This is a genomic window from Gemmatimonadota bacterium, from assembly GCA_016704275.1.
GTDB lineage: Bacteria > Gemmatimonadota > Gemmatimonadetes > Gemmatimonadales > GWC2-71-9 > Palsa-1233.
Genome location: JADJAK010000009.1, coordinates 22390 through 43550, shown reverse-complemented (window position 1 = coordinate 43550; position 21161 = coordinate 22390). Strand labels below are relative to the sequence as shown.

The 21161-nt window shown below is 68.9% G+C and carries 14 protein-coding genes; 1 reads left to right on the top strand and 13 read right to left on the bottom strand.

Going from position 1 to position 21161, the window contains the following annotated elements:
• Positions 1–4: 4 nt before the first annotated feature.
• Both IPG05_15500 and IPG05_15495 read right to left on the bottom strand, forming a co-directional pair.
• The gene (locus IPG05_15500; protein MBK6496482.1) at positions 5–8326 is read right to left on the bottom strand and encodes a carbohydrate-binding protein; all 8322 of its coding nucleotides are present in this window, start codon (positions 8324–8326) and stop codon (positions 5–7) included.
• A 173-nt stretch (positions 8327–8499) separates the two neighbouring features.
• Positions 8500–9396: a hypothetical protein gene (locus tag IPG05_15495; protein ID MBK6496481.1), complete on the bottom strand. Its 897-nt coding sequence runs from the start codon at positions 9394–9396 to the stop codon at positions 8500–8502.
• Between the two features lie 149 nt (positions 9397–9545).
• On the opposite strand from IPG05_15495, the gene IPG05_15490 reads away from it, so the two are divergent.
• On the top strand, positions 9546–10004 hold the full coding sequence (locus IPG05_15490; protein MBK6496480.1) for a hypothetical protein: 459 nt from the start codon (positions 9546–9548) through the stop codon (positions 10002–10004).
• Between the two features lie 94 nt (positions 10005–10098).
• On the opposite strand, the gene IPG05_15485 is transcribed toward IPG05_15490, so the two are convergent.
• The 11 genes from IPG05_15485 to IPG05_15435 form a co-directional block, all read right to left on the bottom strand.
• Positions 10099–12234, bottom strand: a complete 2136-nt coding sequence (locus tag IPG05_15485) for a carbohydrate binding family 9 domain-containing protein (protein ID MBK6496479.1) — start codon at positions 12232–12234, stop codon at positions 10099–10101.
• Positions 12235–12524: 290 nt separating this feature from the next.
• Entirely contained in the window at positions 12525–13730 is a 1206-nt protein-coding gene (locus IPG05_15480) for an ABC transporter permease (GenBank protein MBK6496478.1), read from the bottom strand.
• 7 nt (positions 13731–13737) lie between these two features.
• A complete protein-coding gene (locus IPG05_15475; GenBank protein MBK6496477.1) occupies positions 13738–15237 on the bottom strand; it encodes an efflux RND transporter periplasmic adaptor subunit in 1500 nt (499 codons plus the stop codon).
• A gap of 1 nt (position 15238) precedes the next feature.
• Positions 15239–15925 (bottom strand): ABC transporter ATP-binding protein, encoded by a 687-nt coding sequence (locus IPG05_15470; protein ID MBK6496476.1) that lies wholly within the window; start codon positions 15923–15925, stop codon positions 15239–15241.
• Positions 15926–15993: 68 nt separating this feature from the next.
• A complete protein-coding gene (locus IPG05_15465) occupies positions 15994–17322 on the bottom strand; it encodes a TolC family protein (GenBank protein ID MBK6496475.1) in 1329 nt (442 codons plus the stop codon).
• Positions 17309–17872: a hypothetical protein gene (locus IPG05_15460; protein MBK6496474.1), complete on the bottom strand. Its 564-nt coding sequence runs from the start codon at positions 17870–17872 to the stop codon at positions 17309–17311. Before IPG05_15460 ends, IPG05_15465 begins: the two co-directional genes overlap by 14 nt.
• Entirely contained in the window at positions 17869–18198 is a 330-nt protein-coding gene (locus IPG05_15455; protein MBK6496473.1) for a hypothetical protein, read from the bottom strand. Before IPG05_15455 ends, IPG05_15460 begins: the two co-directional genes overlap by 4 nt.
• Entirely contained in the window at positions 18191–18745 is a 555-nt protein-coding gene (locus tag IPG05_15450) for a sigma-70 family RNA polymerase sigma factor (protein MBK6496472.1), read from the bottom strand. The genes IPG05_15455 and IPG05_15450 overlap by 8 nt, the downstream gene beginning before the upstream one ends.
• A gap of 28 nt (positions 18746–18773) precedes the next feature.
• Positions 18774–20186: a cardiolipin synthase B gene (locus IPG05_15445; protein ID MBK6496471.1), complete on the bottom strand. Its 1413-nt coding sequence runs from the start codon at positions 20184–20186 to the stop codon at positions 18774–18776.
• Complete coding sequence (locus tag IPG05_15440; protein ID MBK6496470.1) at positions 20183–20773, bottom strand: HAD family hydrolase; 591 nt, start codon at positions 20771–20773, stop codon at positions 20183–20185. The genes IPG05_15445 and IPG05_15440 overlap by 4 nt, the downstream gene beginning before the upstream one ends.
• Entirely contained in the window at positions 20773–21099 is a 327-nt protein-coding gene (locus IPG05_15435; GenBank protein MBK6496469.1) for a hypothetical protein, read from the bottom strand. The genes IPG05_15440 and IPG05_15435 overlap by 1 nt, the downstream gene beginning before the upstream one ends.
• Between the last annotated feature and the right edge of the window lie 62 nt (positions 21100–21161).

The following is a 21161-nucleotide window of genomic DNA, read 5'->3' as shown; positions in this document are numbered from 1 at the left end:
TCCGCTACGGCTCTCGTACCGCGACCACCTCATGCGCCTGCCCGTCATCGATCAACGGCACCTCTCCGCCCTCGACCGGCGTGCCATCAACGGTGATGCGCATCCGGCCTGACGTCACCGCATCGGGATTCCGTACCTCGATGCGATAGTGGCTCGCGCCGAAGCGGTAATCGATGGTGTACACCGGCCAGGCGGGTGGTGCGGTCGGCGCGATGGTGAAGCTGGCTCCACGTTTCCGGAAGCCGAGGATGCCTTCGAGACCGACACGATACATCCAGCTCGCCGCGCCGGTGTACCAGGTCCATCCTCCGCGACCGAGTTGTCCGGCCACGGTATAGACATCGGCCGCCACGACGTACGGCTCGACCTTGTAGGTCGCGACCTCCTCCGGCGTCCGCGCATGCATGAGCGGGTTGAGCATCTGGAAGAGTTCGAAGGCGCGCGCGCCGCGGCCCTGTTCCGCCACGGCGAGGACGGCCCAGAGCGCCGCGTGGGTGTACTGCGCGCCATTCTCGCGCACCCCGGGCAGGTAGCCCTTGATGTACCCGGGATCGGTGCTGCCGCGGTCGAAGGGGGGCGTCAGCAGCATGATCAGCCGGCCGTCATCGCGCACCAACTGTTCCTCGAGTGCGTGCATCGCCTTGGTCTGGCGCTCCGGCCGTGCCGCCCCCGAGAGCACGCTCCAGCTCTGCGCGATGGCATCGATGCGACACTCCTCGTTGCTGGCCGAGCCGAGCGGAGTACCATCGTCGAAGAAGGCCCGGCGATACCAGTCGCCGTCCCAGCCATGGGTTTCGATCGCCGCGACATACGTCATCGCCTGCGCCCGCATGGTCGCGGCGGCGGCGTGATCATGCCGCGCACCGGCGTGCTCCGCGAAGCCGCGGGCAACCGTCACCAGGAACCAACCGAGCCAGACACTCTCCCCGACACCGCCGACGCCGACGCGACTCATCCCGTCGTTCCAGTCGCCACTGCCGATGAGCGGCAATCCGTGCGGCCCGATCGTCGAGGCCTTCCGGATCGCGCGGAGGCAGTGCTCGTAGAGCGTCGCCACCTCCGTGCTGGTCCGCGGCTGGTCGTAGAGTTCGTCCTCGTGCGGTTCCAGCACGCGCATGGCAAGGAACGGCACCATCTCGTCCAGCACCCCATGGTCACCCGTCACTCGGACGTAGTGATCGACGACGTAGGGAAGCCAGACGAGGTCGTCTGAAAAGCGTGTCCTGGTCCCCCGGCCGCTCTCCGCATGCCACCAGTGCTGGACGTCGCCCTCCACGAATTGCCGCGCCGCCGCGCGCAGGATGTGCTCCCGCGCCAGGGCCGGTTCGGCGTATACCAAGGCCATCACATCCTGCAATTGGTCGCGGAAGCCGTAGGCCCCGCCACTCTGGTAGAGCGCCGACCGCGCCCAGAGTCGGCAGGCCAGCGCCTGGTAGAGCAACCAGCGATTGACCAGCGCGTCGAACGTCGGCTCCGGCGTGGTCACCGACACCACGGACAGCCGCGCCGCCCAGGTGGCCTCGCTGAGGCCGAGGGCATCGCTCGCAGCCGGCGGGGTCGCCCACGTCGCCACGGCCGTTCGTGCCTCCGCCTCGCTGCGTGCAGCGCCAAGCAGCATGACGAGCTCCCGCGTCTCACCGGGTGCCAGCGTCACGAGGCATTGCAGCGCGGCGCACGGGTCCATCCCGGCGCCGGTCCGACCGGCCAGCGTCAGTCCGCGGCCCGGCGGTCCGTCGAGGGCGGCGGGGCGTGCCACGGTGCCGTTCGCTCCGAGGAAGGCGCGGCGATCGCCGGTGTGCGACGTCACGACGTCGCTCAGCGCGCAGAACGCGACGCGATCGGCAAATTCGGGGTTGAACGGGTTCCGTGCGAGGATGGCATTCAGCTCCGGGACGAACTCGGTGCGCACGTGGTGCTGCGTCTGCTCGCGCAGGACACCGAGCGTCCACTCGACGTAAGCGGTGACCGAGAGTCGTCGAGCCGCCGCTCCCGTGTTGGTGAGCCGGAGGCGCGACACCCGGATCGCGGTGCCATCGATCATGCCGAGGGTTAGCTCCGAGCGAATCCCGCGATCCTCGTGCTGGAACACCGATCGTCCCGGTGCATGCCGCACGACGTGCGCGACCCCCTCGCCGAGCGGCGCCGGCGTGGCGCTCCAGAGCTCGCCGTTCTCTTCGTCGCGGAGGTAGAGGACGTCGCTGATCGGGTCGCTGACGGGATCGTTGTGCCAAGGCGTCAGCCGATAGAAGTAGCTGTTGCCCGCCCAGGTGAAGCCCGCCCCGCGCTCGCTCACGACGAAGCCGCCCAGCGGCGTCGCGACCACGTTGACCCAGGGGGCCGGCGGCAGCTCGTCACCCTGGACGCGGATCTGGTAATCGTGCGCGGGGGTCAGCCCGCCGAAGCCGTTGTCGTGCAGCAGCGCGGGGCCGACCTGGGCCGCCGCCTGCGGCACCGCGGGGCGCTCGATCGCGCGCCACGGGAGGCGTGCCGCACTGACGGGCGCTGGCACCCCGAGCCACTGGCGCATCCGGCTCCCGCGCGAGGCGCGTTGCGTCGAGGAGCGAGGCGCCGGGGCGCGACGTTCCGGATCGGCCGTCGGCGTGGCCTGCGCATCGGCCGCGACGTCGCGCAGGATCGTCTCAAGCGACCGGCCATCGCACGTGATCAGCACGCGCGCCGTGGTGCGCAGCATCAGGAGGTCGTCGGCGCCAAGTTGGTCGGCGCGCCGCAGGAAGACGCCGCCGGGTTGGTCGAGGACGCTGGTCTCGCCGAGCGAGAACATCATGGCCGTGATGTTGTCGTTCACCGCCTGGAGGTAGCTCGACGCCTGTGCGTTGAGCACGACGAGGTCGACCATCATGCCGCGTCGGCGCCAGTAGTGGTGGGCCGCGAAGAGTTCGCGCAGCGTCGCCATCCCCTCCTCGCCGTCGATCACCGCGAGCAGGATCGGCCAGTCCCCCGAGATCCCGTGCGCCCAGAGGAGCGGCTGGGAGCCGCGACTCCGAAAGAGTTCTTCCTGTGGCGCGCGGAAGAGCCCGGTCGAGTAGAGCAGGTGCCCGGCGAGGTCCTGATAGAGCGACGCTGCCAGCGGAGTGACCTGCAGCTCGCGCAACTCGGTCTGCGTTGAGGTCCAGGCGAGGTCGAGGGCGCGCTGGGCCGCGTGGGGGTCGTGGTAGCGCCCGGCCAGCTCGAAGGCACGCGCCCGCGACGTGGCAACGAGGGTGGTGAAGGCGACGGACCCTGACTGTCCAGGCGCCAGGCGGATGCGCGTCCGGATGGCGAAGACCGGATCAAGCACCGGGCCGGTGGTTCCTGAGAGTGGGCCGTCGACGGCGAGTGCGGCGGGGTCGCGAAGCGTCCGGCCGCGTCCAAGGAAGCGGGCACGGTCGCTTTCGCAGCTGACGGTGCCGACCTGTTCACCGCTCGTCGCGACGACGTGCACGCACCAGTGCACCGCCTCCCCCGCCGACCGCGGGCGTCGGGTCGCGGTGAGGGCGCTGCACCACGAGTGCCACTCCGTCTGCACGAACAGCGACGAGAAGGCGGGATGGGCCCGATCCGAGGCGCCCGGCGCGAGCACGATCTCGCCGTAGCTCGTCAGCTCGATCTCATGCGGGACGTTGCCGTGATTGGTCAGCGTCACGCGGCGGACCTCGGCCGAATCGTCGGGAACCACTGCGATCTCGGTGCGCGTCTCGATGTCGCCGTCGCCGCGATGGAAGGAGACGCGGTCGCTGGCGAGGACCGCGTGGCTCCAGTCGGCCGGGACACACATCGGCTGGTGGGCCGCCGACCAGCGGCGGCCGGTGGTCAGGTCGCGCAGATAGCAGAACTGCCCGGTGGCGTCGCGCGTGGCGTCGGCGCGCCAGCGCGTCACGGCGAGCTTCTCGTATCGGCTGTAACCGCCGCCACCACTGCTGACCATGATCGTGTATGGAAGCCGGCCCAACAACGCCACGTGCGGTGGCCCGATGTCGGGATCGTTGATGGTGCGGATCGAGGGGCGCTCGGCGTCGGCGGTCGGCCGCGCTTCGGCGGTCTGCGGCGTTTGCGGCGCCTGCAGCGTCACCCGGCGGGGAATCCGCTCGTGCAACAGCAATTCGGCCCCTTGGACCATCGGATCGGCATGGAAGTGCCGTTGCCAGAGGTCGTCGCGCAGGATGTTGGTGAAGGCCACCAACGCCATCCCGACGTGGTGAGCCATGTAGGACTGCACCACCGCGAGCCGTTCACCGGGCACCGGGCGGGTGTAGTCGATGGCGTCGCGGAAGCCGTAGATACCGAGGGCACCTTCCCGCTCCAGCAGGCGGAGGTTGGCCAGCGCGCGCGGGGCGTCGACCTGCATCGCGAGCGCCGAGGCGTAGGGCGCGACGACGAGGTCGCGGCCGAGCCCGCGCTTGAGCGCGAGATCGGGGACGCCGAAGGCACGATACTGATAGATGAAGTGACGATCGCGGAGGTTGTAGGCGCTCTCGCTGATCCCCCACGGGAGGCCGTGCATCGCACCGTGCGCCACCTGCCGGGTCACTGCGCCCTGGCAACTCTGGTCGAGCAGGGTCGAGGGGAAGGCGCGCATCACCAGCGCCGGCATCAGGTACTCGAACATGCTCCCGCTCCACGAGACCAGAGCGGTCGCCCCCGAGGCCCGCGTCAGCGTGCGACCGAGGCGGAACCAGTGCTCCACCGGCACGTCGTTCTTGGCGATCGCGACGAACGAGGCGAGTCGCGCCTCCGAGGCGAGCAGGTCGTACGACGACGGGTCGAGCGTGTGGCTGCCTTCCTGATAGCCGATCGACAGCAACTGGCGGTCCTCGGCGTAGAGGAAGCTGAAATCCATCGCCATCGCATGACCGTAGGCCCGCTCCGCGATCGCGGCCAGTCGAGGTGCGCAGGGTCCCGGGGTCGCCAGCGCGAGGCATGCCTGCCGGAGCGCCACCAGGTGGCCCGCCAGGTTGCCGCTGTCGACGGTGGAGATGTAGGCTGGCGGCAGGACCGCCAGCGTGTCGAGGTCGTACCAGTTGTAGAAGTGGCCCCGATACCGGGCCATCCGCCCCAGCGATTCGAAGGTGGCCTCGAGCCGCGCAGTCATCGCTTCCAGCGAAATGAAGCCGAGCTCATGGGCACTGACCGTCGCGAGCAGCTGAAGGCCGATGTTCGTCGGCGACGTCCGCATCGCGATCACCGGCCTCGGTTCGTCCTGGAAGTTGTCGGGCACGAGCCAGTGCGTCTGGGCCGTCACGAACCGCTCGAAGTACGCCCAATGCAACCGGGCGTAGCGCTCCAGGTCCGGATGATCGCCGGGCCGGAGCTGTGGCTCCACATGGTGCGTGGCACTCAGCCGCCACGTGATGGCCGGCGCAGCCGCCCACAGCAGGAGCAGCGGTGTCATGCCGATCGCGAGGGCCGCGCCGTCGGTGCCCCGATGCCAGGCGACCCAGGCCGCGAGCGCGACCAGCGCTCCCGTCCCCAGCACGGCCGGCGCCATCGCGCGCCAGCTCGCCCGGAAGGTGCCGGGGCCGGCCTGCTCCGCCTGGGACGCCGTCTGCCACTGCAGCAGGTTGCGGTGGGAGATCCCGAGTCGGTACAACGTGCGGACGATGGCATCGACCGAGGTCCATGCCTGATGGGGCAGGACCGCGACCGCGATCCCGAACTGCTGGAGCGAGGTCAGGGCATCGCGCGCGATGGAGCCGTAGAAAGCGCGCCACGAACCGTCGAGCGGCGGCCGCACGGCCGCGAGGAGCAGCGACATGACCCACGGGGCGGCGATCGCGCCGAGCGTGAGCAGCGTCCAGCGGAGCGGCGAGACTGTCACCAGCGCCCAGCCTGCGACCAGCATCAGCAGCTGCGCGATCTCGACCGTGCTGCGGCGGAGGTTGTCGAGGATCTTCCAGCGCGAGAGCCACGGCAGCCGGTTCCGTTCCCGCCCCTCCGGCCCCGGCACCCACCGACGCAGCCACGCCAGCAGCTGCCAATCGCCGCGGATCCAGCGGTGCTTGCGGCGCGTCCAGGTCAGGTACCGCGCGGGGTAGTCATCGTAGACCGTGATGTCGGTGACCAGGCCGGCCCGTGCGTGATTGCCCTCGATCAGGTCGTGCGAGAGGAGCGTGTTCTCGGGGAAGCGTCCCCCCGTGGCCTGCTCGAAGATGTCGAGGTCGTAGATCCCCTTCCCCGTGAAGGACCCCTCGCCATAGAGGTCCTGATAGACATCCGACACGGCGGTCGTGTAGGGATCGACGCCGGGGTGCCCCGAGTGGATCGCCGCAAAGTGGGAAGCATGCGCGCTCGGGAGCGACACCGCGACGCGCGGCTGGAGGATGCCGTACCCGCGCACCACGCGGCCGCGGTTGCTGTCGTACACGGCGCGATTGAGCGGATGGGCCAGGGTGCCGATCAGCAGCGGGGCCGCATCCGGCGGCAGCATCGTGTCGGCATCCAGCGTGATGACGTATTGCAGCTGGCGCAGCGCCGCCATGTTGCCGATCGTCTCGCTGAAGGCCCCGTGGTCGTCGCCGCGCACGAAGCGGTTGAACTCGCCGAGCTTGCCGCGCTTCCGCTCCCAGCCCATCCAGACGCCCTGCGCCGCATTCCAGCGCCGCGGGCGATGGAAGAGGTAGCAGGCATCCTCGGTCTCGGGGGCATAGCGTGCATTGAGCCGGCGGATCCCCTCGGTGGCGGCCGCCATGATCGCCGCGTCGCCGTCGACGTGTTCGGTCGCGGCATCGGTGAAGTCGCTCAGCAAGGCGAAGTGGAGGTTCGGTTCGCGGTTGGCGAGGAACTGGACCTCGAGGTTCTCGAGCGCCTCCTCGACGGCTGCCACACTATCAAAGAGGGTGGGGACCACCACGGCCGTGCGGCACGTCGCGGGAATGCCGTGCTCCTTCAGGTCAAGCTTCGCGAGCACGCGCGGCGGCAGGACCGCGGTCACCAGCTGGTTCATGGCGTTCACGGCGACGTCGATCGCCGGGACCAGCGTCAAGAGGATGAGCAGTCGCCAATCGGGGTGGGCAACGGGCTCCGCGAGCCAGAGCAGCGCGGCGACGGCGCCCACGACCGCGGCCATCAGGCCGCCGACGAACACCACCGTGGGATGGCGACAGACCCAGCGATGGAGCGCCTCGCGCGGGCCCGCGCGGTACCCGGTGCGCTCCACGAGCTGGCGCCAACCATGATCGACGAGATAGTACCCGACGTGCCGGCGGCAATCGCTGGCCGGGAGGGCGTCGTGCTCCAGCGCCAGCGCGATGGCCCGTCGGGCCACCTCATCCTCCCGCAGGCGCGTCCGCTTGGCGATCCGTTCGACCTCGTGGCGGTACCAGTCGCGGGTCGCGAAGGTCATCCGGGGATAGTCGCCCGATGGGTCGCCCCGGAGCACGGCGTCCATCGCGCTCTGCTGTTCGACCAGGTCGCGCCAGTCGAGCTGTGCGATCCGGCGCATCGACGTGATGCTGTTCGCCATCATCTGCTGCGTGAGCGCCAGCCGCTGCATCGCCTGCGCGTCGGCCTCGTCGGCCGGCAGCGCGTGATCCCCGATCCAGGCCTCGAAGCGCGCCAGCGGCGGGAAGGCGCCCCGACTGATCCGGAGCTGCCGCAACAGCCGGGAGACGAAGGTCGCCGAGAGTGTCGGCGGGTCCGCGACGAACTCGGCCAGCACCTCGCGCAACGCTTCCGGGCGTTCCTCGTCGGCGGCGAGCATGCGCGTCACCCACTCGTCGGCGGCCTCGATTTCGTCGAGGCGCTGCACCGTCCGGAGCGCCATGCGGCGCACATTCTCGAGCAGTCCGAGCCGGAGCATCGCCGGGATGGCCCAGAGTTCGCCGATCGTGAGTGGCGTCGCCTCCTGAAAGGCCCGCAGCACCAGCGTGACGTTCTCTTCGTCGAGACGCCCTTCGCTGTGGGAGATGAGGAGGATGGCGAGCTCATACACTCGCGGGTAGCCCGTGAGCGTTCCGCTCGCGAGTTCCGGGAGCTCGCGATAGTAGCCACGCGGCAGCGTGGTGCGGACCTCCCGCATCTGCTCCTGCACCACGTGGTAGTTGTCGAGGAGCCATTCACCGGCGGGCGAGACATCCACGTGATCATCCACGGCCATCAGCCGCGCATGGGCGTCGTCGAGAATGCGTCGGGTGTTGTCGAGCCGGGTGAGGAGGCGGGGCCGGCTACGCAACCGCGGCCCGCTGATCAGCCGCTGGTTGCGCGCTGCATCGCGGACCCGGGCGGCAAGGTGCTCGCTGCCAAGCAACTCGCCGCGGATCGGACCGGCGAGGAGGTCAGCCGATTCGTCGTGCGACGACCGGAAGAGCCGCGCGAGCAAGCGCGGGGGCATGGTGACGTCGATGGGTGCAACCTCGGACGGCGGGAATCGGGAATCGGCAGGATGCCGCGCACCACCACGTCGCCAACGTCGCCATCGTCGCGGGACTCGCAAGATACCCCGGCGGACCGCACGTGGCGCCTCGGGTCAGCGGTGATCAATCCTCTGATGGAGAAGGACGCCCGTCACCACGCCATGCGCACATGCAACTGCACCCACTGGTCCAGCGCATCGGCCAGCGCGGCCGCGAACGCGCGGCGATTCGCGTCGCTGTCGCGCACGCCAGCGTAGTGACTCTCGATCTGCAAGCCGACCACGCCCTGCACGGTATGCCGGTTGGTGTTGTATCCGCCATCGAAGTAGGGATCGTTCCCCGGTGATGGCATCGCCGGACTCGGCACCGCCGGAAAGCCGCGCGCAGCCAGCATTCCGCCGAGGGAGGTCTCGCCACGCAGGATCTCGGCGAAGGGACGTTGCAGCGGAGGCAGGGTGCGCAGGCTGCTTCCGGCCAGGTAGGCGGCGTTGAGTTGCGCATCGCCGAGGTTCAGCGTCGCGGCGGAGAGGAGATAGCCAAGCTCGAGGCGCGCCACCGGATGGCCATGCCCATGCAAGTCGATGTAGACGGCAAAGCCGTGGCGCGCCACCGCGGCGCGTGCCGCCGTGTCGACGAACGCCTGGAACTCTCCCCACGCGGTGATCGCCGCGGCGTTGCCGGCAGCACCCTCGACCACTTCGCGATTGGGATCGAGCTTGGTGCGTTTGAGATGGCTGACAATGAGGTGCGCGGTGCGACCCGTCCGGGTCATGAGCGCGGCCGCGATTTCCCGCCCGAGGTCGATCGTGTTCAGGTCGGTCGCGGTTGTCCCCACCGTGCGATCAGGAATCTCGGTGGGTGTCAGCGCCCCGCCATGCGGCACACTGATGATCACGGCCAGATCGCCGGGGATGTACTCGACGTAATCGTTGCGCCCGAAGACGGGGACGCCGACCGGAAAGGTGACCGGTGGCGGTGGTGGAGCCACGACAGATGGCGCCCCGCCGCAACCGACCACGAGGAGCAGGAGTGCCGCACGAAGGCGCATGAATCCGCGGGGCTGGAGGAGGACGGCGATGGGGGCTGGTGATGTAAAGGTATCGCAAACTCGGGGGCCCCGGGTCGCGACCGTCGCGCCCCATGGGGCATCCTTCCGGGGAGTCGTCCCATCATTACCCTGACCGGAGCTGCCCCGCCATGCGTCGTCCCCTGCTGCTTGCCGCCTTCCTCCTCCTCCCGGGTGCCCTCGCCGCCCAGTCCCATCCGCTCATCGGGACGTGGGACGTCAACGTTCCCGCCGGGATGCGCATGGAGAACGGCGAGGCCACGCCAGTCATGGCCAAGGGCACCCTCGTCTTCTCCGTCGCCGGCGATTCGCTCATCGGCATGCTGAAGACCGATCCGATCGAAGGGCAGCCGGCGCGGCCGGCGAAGCGGATCGCCGCCAAGCTCACCACGGGCGCCATCACCTTCGTCTCCAAGGGCGAAGCGAAGATGACGATGAACGGCGAGGAGATGACCCGCATCTCCATCAGCACCTACGTCTTCGACGTCGCGACTGATGCCCTGAAGGGAACGGTCGAGCGCGCGATCGAGGGCTTGGATGTGCAGATGGGTGGGCCGCAGCCGATTACGGGGACGCGGGCGAAGTCGTGAGCTGATCGAGTGACCTGTGACCTGTGACCTGTGACCAGGAACGATGCCCTGGTCACTGGTTACTGGTTACTGGTTACTGGTTACTGCTTGCCGTTCACCTTCTAAACAAATACGCCACCTTCACAAACAACCCATCCTCCGTCCGCTCCAGCTCGCGGAAGGTGAGCGGCCGGTCGCCGCGGAGGGTGGAGCCGTAGCCGAGGAAGGCGACGGTGCCGGGCGTGGGCTCGTAGGACGCGAGCCAGTCCACGCGGAGGCGGTCGGTCTGCCGAGCAGGCGAGGCGCTGCCGTTGATCAGGATGGGATCCCCGGAGACGGGATCGATCAGCATCGACTGCCGTTCGCTGCGGTACTCCCCCACCATGCGGAAGAAGAGCGACCGGTTCGGCTGCACCTCGACCTTGAGGCGCGGCAGCACCGTGCGCGCAAACTCGCTGCCGTCGCGCTTCCGTTCGAGCTTCTGCACCGCGAGCGTCCCGAAGACGCGCACTGCCGGCGACGGGCGCATGGTGATCGACGCCGTGGCCGACGTTCCGCGCGCCTCGGCCGCTTCGGGGAAGATCGCCTTGGTGCCGCGCTCGACGCGCAGCGAGCCCTGCCAGAGTCGCCAGGTCGGCGTGGTGATCGACAGGGAGGCGCCGAAGGCATCGAAGATGCCCGAGGAGAGCGGGAACGGCGCGGGGATCGCACCAAGGCCGACGGTGGTCCGATCGACGGTGTAGTTGGCATACGCGGCAGGATCGAAGCGCACAAACGCCAGCTCACCCCGGCTGCTCAGATTCCATCCGCCACGGAGCCGCATCGACGCGTTCAGCTCCTGGCCGCCCTCGAGTGCCTTGCCGCCGAGTTCGCTGTAGCGGTAGATCCGCGAGATCCCGCCGAAGACGGTCGCCTGCTCGATCATGGCGCCGCGCGCGCCGTAGACCGAGTAGCGGTTGAAGGCGCGCGCCGTGGCGATGCCGGTGCGATTGACGAAGCCGCTCCACGTCTCGAAGTCGTTGCCGATGGCGGTGATCTTGTAGTTGAAGCCGAAGGCGCGGCCGGTGCGGTCGACCTCGAGATCCCAGAGCGGATCGGAACGGAACTTGTCGGAGCGGTCGTCCTTGGTGAACGAGGCACCGAGCTGGCCCTGGAAGTAGTAGAGCTTGTTGAAGACGATGCGCGTGTCGGCGGAGATGACCCGATTGTGGTGGCCATCCTCATCGCGGTTGGTGAGGGTGATGCCGGCCACCGAGTTGTCGCCGACATCGCGGCGCAAGCGGGTCAGGTTGGCGAGGCTCTTGGTGTCGGCGGTCGCACTGCCATCACGCGCGGCGCCGAATTCGTCGAGCGCCGTCAAGTGCGCAACCGTCCACGCGCCGTACTTCCCGGTCACCTTGCCGCCCGCGAGCGGATTCGCGACCGTGCGGGTGTACACGAGGTTGTTCGGCGAGGCGAAGAGCTCGATCCCCTCGAGGAAGAACGGCCGCCGCTCCGGGAAGAAGAGGGCGAAACGCTCGTTGATCGTCACCAGCCCCGCATCGGACTCGACCTGCGAGAAGTCGGGATTGATGGTGCCGTCGAGCGTCACCTGCGTGAAGCCGAGGCGGAAGTTGCCGCCGATCTCGGTGCGGATGTCGCCACGATCGAAGGTCCCGTTCGAGAGCCGGCTCCCGGGGAGTTCCGCCGTGAGCGTCGGCTGGAGCTCGGTGACGACGCCGCGGGTGATGTCGTGGATGCCGGTGATCGTGCCGGCCTGGGCCAGGAAGGAGGCGCTCGCTCGCCGGACGTCGGTCCAGGTGTCGTCGTACCCCGTGCGGCGCGTCGTGCGCTGCACGTTCAGGCCCCACGTCAGCACCTCCCCGCCCCCCCACCGCAACGACTTGAACGGGACCCGAATCTCGGCCACCCAGCCGAAATCCGTCTTCATCCCCTTGCTCTGCCAGAGAAAGTCGGGGTTGCGGTCGGTACTGCCCGACATGCCACTGCTGGTGGAGAAGCCGCCCTCGCTCCGGACCCCGTCGTCCTGGATGCCGTAGGGGTTCACACCGAAGAAGTAGGCACGGCGACGGTCATTGAAGGTGTCGAGGAAGACGGTGACCTGATCGTCGCTGCCGATGTTGTCGCGGTCGGAGACGGTCGCCCGCACCCCCTCGGGGACCCGATCGTAGGCCAGGACGCCGAAGTGGATCGCGGTCGGCGAGTACCACACCAGCACGACCGTCGAGTCCTCCGCCGGGCGCGAATCCACCGGCTGGAACTGGTGGAAGCCGTCGAGCCGGGTGGCCTGCCGCCAGACCGCCTCGTCCAGTCTTCCCGTCGATCACGACCTCGGCCACGACGCGCGGCGGCGTCACGGCATGGGTCGGGGACTGTGCCGGGAGCAGCGCGGGGGCCAGAACGAGGGCGATGGGGAGGAATTTCATGGTGGCGAAGATAGCGGTGGGAGAAGCGAGAAGGGAGAAGCGAGAAGCGTGGCTCGGCGGGAAGATCTCTCCGCTGGGCCACCGCTCGTTCCTCGCTTCGCTTCTCGCTTCTCGGCTATTCGTACCGCAACGCCTGAATCGGATCGAGGCTCGCCGCCCGACGGGCCGGCCAGAGGCCGAAGAAGAGGCCGACCAGCGCCGAGAAGGCGAAGGCGACGCCGACGGCGACCGGCGAGATCACCGTGCTCCAGCCGAGCTTCTGCGAGACGATCGACGAGGCACCCCAGCCGAGGAGAATTCCGACCAGGCCGCCGGCGAGGCAGAGCACCAGCGCCTCGATCAGGAACTGGCCCATGATCGTGAACTTGGTCGCGCCGAGGGCTTTCCGGATCCCGATTTCCTTGGTGCGCTCGGTGACCGAGACCAGCATGATGTTCATGATGCCGATGCCGCCGACCAGCAGCGAGACGCCGGCGATCGCGAGGAGCAGGAGCGAGAAGGTCTCGGACGTCTGCTGCTGCGTCGCGAGGAATTCCTTCGGCGAGACGATCTGGAAGTTGTTGTCGGCGCCCGGGCGGATCTTGTGCTCGCGGCGCATGATCCGCTCGGCCTCGACCATCCCCTGCTCCATCGGCACCTTGTCGCGGACGACGACGGCGATCGAGCGGAGCCGGTCGGTGCCGAAGACGCGGTAGCGCGCGGTGTTCAGCGGGATGAGGATCTGCTCGTCCGGATTCTGCCACCCCTGCGAGCCCTTCGACGACAGCACGCCGATGACCTCGAAGCGGAGCTTCCGGATCAGGATCTGCTGGCCGATGATGGCGCCGGCGTTGACGTTCAGCATCTTCGGCACGTCGGACCCGACCACGGCATACAACTGCCGCGCCGCGTCATCGCCATCGGTGAACATCCGGCCGTGCGTCAGCGTGTAGTTCCGCGCCTTGGGATAATTGGCCGTGGTGCCGACGATGGACGTGTTGATGTTGGTCGACACCAGCTGCACCTGCTGGTTCTTCTGCAGCTCCGGCACCACGTCACTGAGCGTGGTGGCGTCGCGGCGCAGCGCCTCGTAGTCGGCCACGAGCAGCGCCGCGCGATCCTGCGTGGCGACGCCGCGGTTCATCCCCTGGCCGGCGTTGATCTGGACCAGCGAGGCGCCGAGCGAGTTGATCTTGTCCTCGACGGCCTTCTGCGCGCCGGTGCCCATCGCGACGACGGTGATGACGGCGGCGACGCCGATGATCACGCCGAGCATGGTGAGCAACGCCCGCAACTTGTTGGCCCGGATCGAGGCCAACGCGACTCGAATCGTCTCGCCGATCAGCATATCAACGCCCTCCGGGCTTCGCGCCACCAGCCGCCGGCGTCGCCCCACCCTTGCCCGCCCCACCAGCGGCCGGCGTGGTGGTGTTCGACTGGCCCGGGAGGCCGCCGCTCATGGACTTCATCCGGTTCTGCAGGTTCTGCTGGCCCTGGATCAGCGAGGCGCTCGGCAGCATGAGCACCATGTCGCCTTCCTTCAGCCCGCTCTTCACTTCCGAGTAGTCGAGGTCCGTCAATCCGGTCTTGATGTACACCGGCGTCGGCTTCCCCTCGCGCTGCACGAAGACGATATAGGTGCCGCCGCTGAAGGCATCGCTGTTGCCGCCGCCGCGCCCGCCACGGCCACCCATCTGCCCGCCGGCGCCACCGCGGCCGGTCTGCCCGCCCGCGCCGCCACGCTGCCCCGCCGCACCCGGCGTGGCAGCCGCCTTCGGGTCGGCCGCCGGCTTCGCATCGGTCGGCGCGCCACCCTTGCCCTGCAGTTCCAGCGCGCCATCGGGGCTCGGCGTCCCGGCCGGCGGCGCCGCAGCGGCCTTGGCCGCCTCGAGCATCGTCTTGAAATCCGCCTCGGCAAGCCCCAGCACCGTCGCCGCACTGGCCACGTCACGCTCGGTGCGCAGCGCCGCGTTCGGCACCGCGATCACGTCGCGACGCTCGCCGACGCCGATCCGGACGTTGGCGCTCATCCCCGGCTTCAGCAAGCCGTCCTTGTTGTCGATCCGCACCAGCACCGGGAACATCGTCACGTTCTGGATCGTGTCGGCCTGCGGCTCGATCTTGAGCAGCTCGCCCTTGAACGGCCGGTTCGGGTACGCATCCACCGTGACGTTGGCCTCGAGCCCGACGCGCAGCTTGCCGATGTCGGTCTCGTCGACGAAGGTCTTGACCTGGACCAGCGTCAGGTCGGCCATCTTGAGGAGCACGGTGCCGCCGCCGACGTCGCTCACCGGCGACGAGATGACGGTGCCGCGCTCGACGTTCTTCGCGATGATCGTCCCGTTGATCGGGGCGCGCACCTCGGTGTCCTCGAGGGCGATCTTGGCGTTCTCGAGGTCGATCGTCGACGAGATGACCGAGGCCTTCGAGTTGGCGACGTCGAGCGTCGTCGTCTCGAGTTCCTGTTCGGTGATCGCCCGCGACGCGAACAGCTCCTTGGCCCGGCGCAGCTGCGCCTCGGCGTTCCGGAGCCGTGCCGTCGCCACTTCCGCCGCCGCTTCCGCCTGCGACACCCGGTTCTGCGGGACGCGCCGATCGACGCGCGCCAGCAGGGCGCCACGCCGGACGAGCTGCCCCGTCTCGACCGCGAGGTCGGTGATCTCGCCGGAGGCGCGCGACTTCACGTCCACGATCGTGTCGGGATTGATCGCGCCGGCGGCCTGCGCCGTCACGATGATGTCGCGCTTGCCGATGGCCACGGCCTCATAGACCGGCGCCGGCTCTTCCTTCTTGCAGGCGGTGGCCACGACGAGGGCGAGGACGGCGAGGGAGCGGATGCGATGCTTCACTTTAGTGCTTCTCCATGCTGCTCGCATCGCTGGCCACCTTGCCGTCCCGGAGGACGATCTGGCGCTTGGCGTGCGCGGCAATATCAGGTTCGTGGGTCACGAGAATGATCGTCTGCCCCTGCTTGTGCAGGGATTCGAACAGCGCCATGATCTCGACCGACGTGGCCGAGTCCAGGTTGCCGGTCGGTTCGTCCGCCAGGATGATGGACGGACGATTCACCAGGGCGCGGGCGATCGCCACGCGCTGGCGCTGCCCGCCCGAGAGCTCGTTCGGGCGGTGGTGCATGCGGTCCTGCAGGCCGACCTGACGCAACGCCTCTTCGGCGCGGGTCCGGCGCTCCTTCGACGAGGCGCCGGCGTAGACCATCGGCAACTCGACGTTGGCCAGCGCCGAGGCACGCGGCAGCAGGTTGAACGTCTGGAAGACGAAGCCGATCTCCTTGTTCCGGATCCGCGCCAGCGCGTCGTCATCGAGCTCGCTCACGCGGTAGCCGTTGAGCCAGTACTCGCCCTCGCTCGGCGTGTCGAGACAGCCGATCATGTTCATCATCGTCGACTTGCCGGAGCCGGACGGCCCCATGATGGCGACGAACTCGTTCTTCCGGATCGTCATGTCGACGCCCTGCAGGGCCCGGACGCGCTCCGAGCCCATGATGTACTCGCGCTGCAGGTTGCGGGTCACGATGATCGCGTCCCGCGGCACGTCCGCCGGCAACATCGCCATGCGCTCGGCGGTCGTGCTGATGTCCTTCGCCATTACGGCAACCTCCGGCCCACGATCGACTCGATCTGCGCCTTGGTGCGCAGATAGGTGAAGCGGGCCTGCACTTCGTTGACCTGCGCCTGCGTGAGCTGTTCCTGGATCTGCATCATCTCGACGATCGTCATCACGCCGAGCCGGTAGCGCTGCTCCGCCACCCGCACGTTCTCTTCCGAGGCCTGCACGGAAGCCTTGGCGACCTCGATCGCTTCCTGCGCGTTGGCCAGCGACGCGAAGTTCTGCGTCAGCTGCGCCGAGATCTGCCGGCGCTGGTCCGCGAGGGTGGCTTCGGCGTTGTCGACGGCGATCGACTGGTTCTCGATCTGGGTCTCGCGCGTGTAGTTCGTCCACGGCTGGATCGTGAAGGCGATCTGCAGCTGGCGACGGGCTTCGAGGGTGTAGTCGTTGGTCTTGCTCGCGTTGAAGTTGCTGCCGGCCGAGATGTTGAGCGTCGGCCAGTAGGCGGACTTCTGCTGCGAGAGCTGCGCCTTGGAAGCGCGCAGGTTGGCACCTGACGCAACCAGCGCCGGCGCCTGCTGCATCGCCTCGCCGCGGAGCGCGGTCGTATCGAGGGACGAGGGTGTGCGGTAGAAGGCCGAATCGGCGATGGCCGCGACCCGCGACTCGCTGCCGACCAGGCGGCCGAGGGTGGCCTCGGCGTTGGCAAGATTGGCCTGCGCCGTCAACCGGTTCTGGCGGGCCTGGCCGAGCGTCACCAGGGCGGTGAGCGAGTCGGTGCGCTGGCCAGAGCCAGACCGAAGCCGGGCCGTCGCCACCTTCAGCTGTTCTTCGGCCCGTGCCACGGCCGCCGCGCTCACCTGCAGCAGCTCCTTGTTGGCGAGGGCATCGAAGAAGGCGTTGGTCACCGCCAGCGCCGCCGAGAAGCGCGACGTGGTGTAGTTGGCATCGGCGGCATCCTCACGGGCGCGCGCGGCGCGCAGCGTGTGGTTGCGCGCAAAGCCGTCGAACAGCGGCAGCGACGCCGAGACGTTCATGCCGTAGCTGGGGTTGGTCGTGTTGCCGCTGACGACCGCACCGGTGATCGGGTCGACGCGCTGCTGCCCCGAGTTCATCAGCAGGTTGGCCTGCGGAACCAAGGTCAGCTGCGGAATGAACGCCCACTTGGCCTGACGCACGGCCAGTTCGGCGCTGCGCACCGAGCCGCGGCCGGAGACGACGCCCGGCGTCACCTCTTCCGTCCGACGAAGCGCCTCGGCGAGCGTGATCGCCGCGGGGGCCTGCTGCGCCACGAGCGGCGCGGTGGCCGAAGCCGTCAACAAAAGCGCCGCAGTTGCGGCGCGGAAGAGATGTTCAGCGCGAGCCACGGGGTGCTCCTCCTCGTCCGGTCGGTCCGTCGGTGGTGCCTGGGTAACAGGGTCCAGACGGTCGGAACGGTCGTGGACCGGAATTGCGCATGGCGCGGCGGCTGGAATCGTCGACAGCAATCATCGAGTCGTACCTCACACGTTGGTCGGGCGTCAGGAGTGCCCGGATGCCGGAGCGTGACTGATCGCGACGGGCTTCGATCTCCGGACGGATGCCCTCGTAGAGGGAATCCATCATCGGGCGATTCCGTTCCTGGTACGAAGCGAGCACCGAATCGATGCCGACGACGCGTCGGCAATAGATCGCGTTGATGCTGTCCGCCACCGTCGCGTCAACCGTGATATTGAGCTCCCGGGTCAGCCAATCCGTGTGCTTCCCGCCACCGTCGCGACCACCGAACCCACGCCCGCCCGGGCCACGCAGGCCACGGAAGACGAAGTCGGCCTTCCCCTCGCGCACCGCAATGGTGAGGGCCGTGCCGCCCACGATGATCCCGACCACCAGGGCCGTGATCAACAGCGTGAGCGCGCGGGTGCGCGAGGTGGTCAACGATCCCCCGACGTCATCGCAACCAACAGGATGTCGGCGCCAGGCTGCTTGCCGTCCAGGAGCTCACTGGCAACCGATGCTTCGACCGTGGTATTGGTTGCAGGGCGGCTCCAGCCCCAGCCGGCCAGGACCGTCGCCAGGGACGCGGCGACGAGGCCCTGCCAGAACCAGCCGGCAAGCTCGTCTTCCCAGGCGCGTCCCGATTGGCCGATCCGTGCCCGGACGCGGGCGACGAACGCCTCGTGATGCATCGGTTCCAACGCAGCACGCACCGCCGAGCCAAGCTCGTCGTCGCGCGTCGCCGAAAACGGACTGATGTCACTCATCCCACTCCTCCTTCACCGAGCCGAGCACCTTGCGGAGCGCTCGACGTCCATGGAACACATCCGACTTCACTGTCCCTTCAGGAATCCCCAACATCGCCGCAATTTCGGCCTGCGGATACCCTTCTGCATCGAACAACACTACTGCCAGTCGTTGCCGCTCGGGGAGGGTGGCCAGCGCGGCGTTCAGCCGTTCGCCCAGATCCATCGCTCCCACTTCTCTCGCCGGGTCGTCGCGCGAGGCGGCCGACACGTGGTCCAGCATTTCCGTCGTGCGAACCCGGCGACGCCGCCGGAGGTCCCGGGCGGCATTCACCACGATCTGCATCAGCCAGGGCCGGAAGGCCCGACGGGGGTCGTACCGGGCGATTGCCTGCCAGGCGGAGAGAAACCCTTCCTGGGCCGCGTCGTCGGCGTCTTCCCGGTCCTCGAGGATGGTGTAGGCCACCCGTCGAGCCATCGGTGCGTGCCGGTCCACGAGCGCCCCGAAGGCCTCGGCATCTCCCTTGGCGGCACGCGCGGCGAGCGCGGCTTCATCCACGCCCGTCATACGCTTCCCCGCTGGGGGAGGTTGACCCTCATCCCCGCTCCCGATGGGCCAGCGCCCGCGTGGCCAAGGCGGTCCCCGCCAGCCCGGTCAGAATGGCGGCTGCCACGGCCATCGGCCCCGGGATGAGGACGAAGGCCACCGCCAGCAACAGCAGGAGCAGCGCGAGCGGACCGAAGACGGCGGCCCGTGCCCCCTGGGCCAGCCCGCCGGCAATCACCGCGGCCACCCGGACCCGCTCCCAGCCGCTCCGGACGTGGGCCGGGACCTCGCCGGCAGGCGCGGCCAGGGCAAGCTTGCCGGGGACCACTCGCCCGAAGAGGGCCGGGAGGCGGCGGGGCCGGAGGAGGACCTCGCGAGCCATGGTCAGGTCCAACCGAAACTGCTGTTCCATCGCTTCGCCAATAGCCTCATCGTCGATAAAGATATCGAGTTCCCAATTCGCCAACAGCGACGACGCATTCAAGTTGCTGGAACCGACCCGGGTCCAGTGCCGATCGGCGACGATCGTCTTGGCGTGCAGCATCGGACCAGTCCACTCCCAGATCCTGACCCCAGCCCGCAACAGCGGACGATATCCCACCCGCGCGAAGTTCCTGATCGTCGGCAGGTCGCTCGATCCGGGGAGGAGCAACCGGACGTCCGCCCCGTCGCGGGCCGCGTCCTGGAACGCCTGATACATCCGCTGGGGCGCCGCAAGATACGCCTCGGTGACCCAGATCCGCTCCCCCGCCACGCCCAGCATCAGGTCGATCGTCCGGTAGGCGCGCTCCCGACCCGGTTCGGTGGCCACGACCCGAACGGCGGTGTCACCGGCCTCCTCCACGTCGGGGGGGAGCTCGTTGGCGTCATCCGGCGACGCGCCCCCGGCGAAGGTCCAGGCCCGGCCAAAGGCTCCCTCGAGGGCCCGGGCCGCCGGACCGACGATGGCCACCGCCGAGTCGCGCCAGGGGCGTCGGGACCGGGCCACGTCGCCAACCCACTCATCGCCGATGCAGAGGCCGCCCGTGACCGCAGACGCCCCATCGACAACCAGCAACTTTCGATGGTCTCGGGCAAAGAAGAGGAGCGGATCGCGGAGGCGCGGTGGTCCGAAGGCCCGCACCTCGACGCCGGCCTCGCGGAGTGCCCGCCAGAAGCGACGCGACGTGCCGAACGACCCCGCCCAATCATAGAGTACGCGCACCTTCACGCCGGCCCGCGCCTTCGCGATTAGGGCATCGGCGAAGCCCTGCCCCACCGCATCATCGTGAATGATGTAATTCTCGAGATGAATTCGGCGGGAGGCGGCGGCGATCTGCGCATGCATGGCCGCGTAGGTGTCGGGACCATCGATCAGGAGCGTGACCGCGTTGCCGGGGATGACCTGGATGCCGGCCGCGCGATCGAGCGCGCGCGCGAGCCCACCGCTTCCCGGGCGGAGGCGCACCGGCGAGGGGGTCATGCGTTGCCCAGACCGAGGGCCTGTTCGTGCGGGCGAAGGGCGACGAGCAGGTCGCGGATCAGGGCGTCGAGCGGCACACCAAGTTCCTCGGCGCCGACCCGGACGTCATCGCGCGAGACGCCGCGCGCGAACCCCTTGTCCTTGAGCTTCTTGAGCACCGAGGGTGCCTTGAGGTCGGCCAACGACTTCGACGGCCGCACCAGCGCACAGGCCACCAGGAAACCGGCGAGTTCGTCGACGGCGAAGAGCACCTTGGCCAGCGTCGTCACCCGGGGCACGCCGGTGAAGGCCGCGTGGCCGAGGATGGCCTCGCACCCCTCGTCAGGAAAGCCAAGCGTGCGGAGGTGACGGACGCCCTCCGAGGGATGCTCGGCGTCGGCGGCCTGATCGGCGTTGGGGAAGCGTTCGTAGTCGAAGTCGTGCAGCAGCCCCACGACCCCCCACCACGCCGGATCACCGTCGTAGCGGGGCGCCAGATGCTGCATGCAGAGCTCGACGGCATGCATGTGCGCCCGGAGTGCGGGCGACGCCGTCCATTCGGTCATCAGCTGCCAGGCGCGCTCGCGGGGCCACGCCGTGGCGGTCATCAGTGCACCATCCCGCCCTGGGGCGCGGCGGCGGAGGCGAGAAACGGCACCCGCGCCGCCTCGTCGCCGTCGAGGAACACGACGAACGCGTACTCGCCCGGCACCGAGAGCGGCACGTCGAAGACCAGCACCAGCGGTGCGTCGAGGTCCATGACGCCGGCCGGCGGCTCGTTCACTTCCATCATCCCGTTCTGCTCGAACAGGGAGTCGCCATTGGGATCGACCAATCGCACGGTGACTTGATGCTGGCCCACCTCCGTGCGCCGCCCGCGCACATGCACCACCAGGTGCGCGCGCGGGTGGACGCCCGGAAACTGCCCGACCATCAGGTGCCGCCAGATCCCCAGGATGGAGAGCTTGCCGTACTGATCGACCAGGGCATAGTCGG